A 2,702-nucleotide genomic window follows, 5' to 3' on the forward strand; every position below is an offset into this window, starting at 1 on the left:
GCAGCGGGAAGAACGTCTCGTGCTTGACCGCCTCGATCTCGCGGGCGCCGCGCAGGCCGTCCACGCGCAGCACGGTGGGCTCAAGGACGAACCCGGCGGCGTCGCGCGTGCCGTCGATCTGGGTGCCGTGGCCGCCGGTGACGATCGTGGCGCCCTTGTCCACGGCGTCGGCGAGGGTGCGGTGGAACTTGTCGTGGCGCAGCACCGGGGAGAGCAGGACGCCCTCCTCGTCGGGGTAGCCGGGCCGCAGCGCCCGCGCCCGGCGCACCAGGCGCTCGATGAGGTCGTCGGCCACGTCGGGGTGGACCAGGGCCTGGTTGGGGATCATGCACAGCTGGCCGGAGCCGTGGAAGCCCTCGGCGAGCGCGTCGGCGGCGCCGTCGAGGTCGGCGTCCTTCCAGACCAGGACGACGTCGTTGCCCGCGAGTTCGAGGATGGGCTTCTTGCCCGCCTCCACGCACCGGCGCTCGATCTTGAGGCCGCTGGGGACGTCGCCGAAGTACATGATGTCGTCGACCAGCGGGCTGTCGATCCAGGCGTCGAGCATCGGGCCGGGGTGGCCGCACACGACGTTGAGCGTGCCGGGCGGGGCGCCGAGCTGGTCCAGGACGGGCGCGATGACGTTGCGCAGCACGTGGCTGACGCCGAAGGGCGCCGTGCGGGGCGCGCGCACCACCACGGCGTTGCCGCCCGCGATGGCGGTGAGCCCCAGCAGCGCGCTGACCAGCGGCGCGTTGGCGGGCGGGTTGACGCAGACCACGCCGTCGGCCGCGCGGCGCACGATGTTGCGGCGGTGGCCGTCGACGAGGAACTCCTGCCACAGCTGGCCGCGCAGGTAGTCCCTGCTCTCGGGGCGGGTCAGCTCGTGCATCCCGCCGATCTCCCAGCGGGCCAGCTCCAGCGGGTGGCCCTCCAGGGTGAGCATCCGGACGATCTCGTCCTCGTTGTCCCGGATGGCGGCGCGCAGCAGCTCCATCCAGTCGTCCAGGCGCACGGAGAGCGGGGCGGCGCGCCAGACGGCGGTGGCCTCGGCCGCGGCGGCCAGGGCGTCGGCGACGGTCTCCCCGGTCGCGACCGCGACCCGGCCGACGACGACGTCCGGGGGCGCGTCGGCGAGCTGGAGCTTGCCGGACTCCAGCTTCCGCTTGAGCGTCAGGCTCGCGAACGAGTCGTCCAGCACGGCCCGCGCGGAGAGCGCGTACACCCACTGTCCGCTGTGGACGTCCTTGCCCCGCACGAGACTGCCCAGTGAGGGGACCGTTCGGGCTTCGACGTGCGCTGTCACCATGACCCCGCATTCGTAGGTTCCGCCGGCAGGTGGAGCTGCCGCGCAGCGCTGTGCCTGTCAAGTGGTCGACCCGGAAGTATCCGGAGGGTCCCTGAAACGGCGCTGACGCCCGCCGGGGTGCGGTGTCGAGCCTGCGTCAGGGGCGGTTCCTAGGGTCGTCCCCGTGGTTTCCCCGAGGGCGGAGGCGGATCATGGAGGCACCGGACGCGGTCCGGCGGGACGGTCGGCGGCAGCTGCTCCCCGCGCTGGAGCGGTACGCGGACAACCCGAGCGCGTTCCTGGCCCTCAACGCCGAGAACGAGCACTTCACCGCGCCCGGCGTGGACGGGTTCGTGTGCTACCGGGCCAGGGGGCGGCGGTGGTTGCAGTTCGGCGGCCCCTTCACCGGTGAGGGCGAGCGCGAGGGGTTGCAGCGCAGGTTCCTGGAGCACGCGCACGCCCAGGGGCGCAAGGTGATCGGGGTGCAGTTGCAGCGGGCCGACGCCGAGCTGCTGGCCGGGCTCGGTCTGACGGTCAACCAGGTCGGCGCGTCGTACGCGGTGGAGCTGGGCGGGTTCTCCTTGCGCGGCAAGCGCTTCGTCCGGTTGCGCAACAAGATCTCCCGCGCCCTGCGGGAGGGGTTGGAGGTGGCGGAGGTCGACGCGGACGGGCACACCGGGGCCATCAGGGACATCGACGCGCGGTGGTTGCGCCAGAAGGGCAGGCGCACCAAGGAGCTGACGTTCCTGATCGGCGAGATCGGGGGTGAGTGGCAGGCGCGGCGCAAGCTGTTCGTGGGCCGGATCGGCGGCAGGCCGGTCGGGTACATCTCCTACGCCCCGGTGCACGGGTCGCGGCCGGGGTGGCTGCACGATTTGAGCAGGCGGCTGCCCGAGTGCCCGCCGGGGGTCATGGAGGCGATCAACGCGCACGCCGTCGAGCACTTCAGGGCGCTGGGCGCGCCGTGGCTGCACTTCGGCTTCACCCCGTTCACCGGCCTGGACGACAGCCACCGGCTGCCGACCGCGAGCCCCTTCGCGGCGCGGGTCATCCGGTTGCTGGCGGAGCGGGGCGAGCGGGTGTACCCGGCGAAGAGCCAGGTGGAGTACAAGCTGAAGTGGTGCCCGACGGTGGTGCTGCCGGAGTACTTCGCCTTCGACGGCGGGATCTCGCCGCGGTCGCTGTGGAGCCTGGCGAGGGCGACGAACATCGTGTGACGGGCCGGGAAGGGTACTCGAAGAGGCCGAACGAGGACCGGGTCCGCCCGGTCGGGGCCACGCCCCGCGCAGGTTCGAATCCTGCCCCTTCCGCTTCACCGCCCGCCCGCGGTCCCGGCCCGGGTACCACCGGGCCGGGCCCCCCCGGGGGCAGACGGCCCCACAGGGGGCGCAGGCCCGCCGCACCCGGTGCGGCGGCACTCCCCCCCGGGGGGCGG

General features: G+C 73.4%; 2 protein-coding genes and 1 tRNA gene. 2 read left to right on the forward strand and 1 reads right to left on the reverse strand.

Translation table 11 applies throughout. The annotated features are described in order from the left end of the window. Positions 1 to 1,204 (reverse strand): aldehyde dehydrogenase family protein (locus ACTUAL_RS24915; RefSeq protein WP_440901954.1); only part of this gene is annotated, 1,204 nt, incomplete at its 3' end. 275 nt (positions 1,205 to 1,479) lie between these two features. Here ACTUAL_RS24915 and ACTUAL_RS24920 point away from each other — a divergent pair. Together ACTUAL_RS24920 and ACTUAL_RS24925 are read left to right on the forward strand one after the other, a co-directional pair. Beyond that, a complete protein-coding gene (locus tag ACTUAL_RS24920) occupies positions 1,480 to 2,484 on the forward strand; it encodes a bifunctional lysylphosphatidylglycerol flippase/synthetase MprF (protein ID WP_440901955.1) in 1,005 nt (334 codons plus the stop codon). A 7-nt stretch (positions 2,485 to 2,491) separates the two neighbouring features. Further along, positions 2,492 to 2,577, forward strand: a tRNA-OTHER gene (locus ACTUAL_RS24925). Positions 2,578 to 2,702 lie beyond the last annotated feature (125 nt).

The sequence above is a fragment of the Actinosynnema sp. genome (assembly GCF_052038725.1).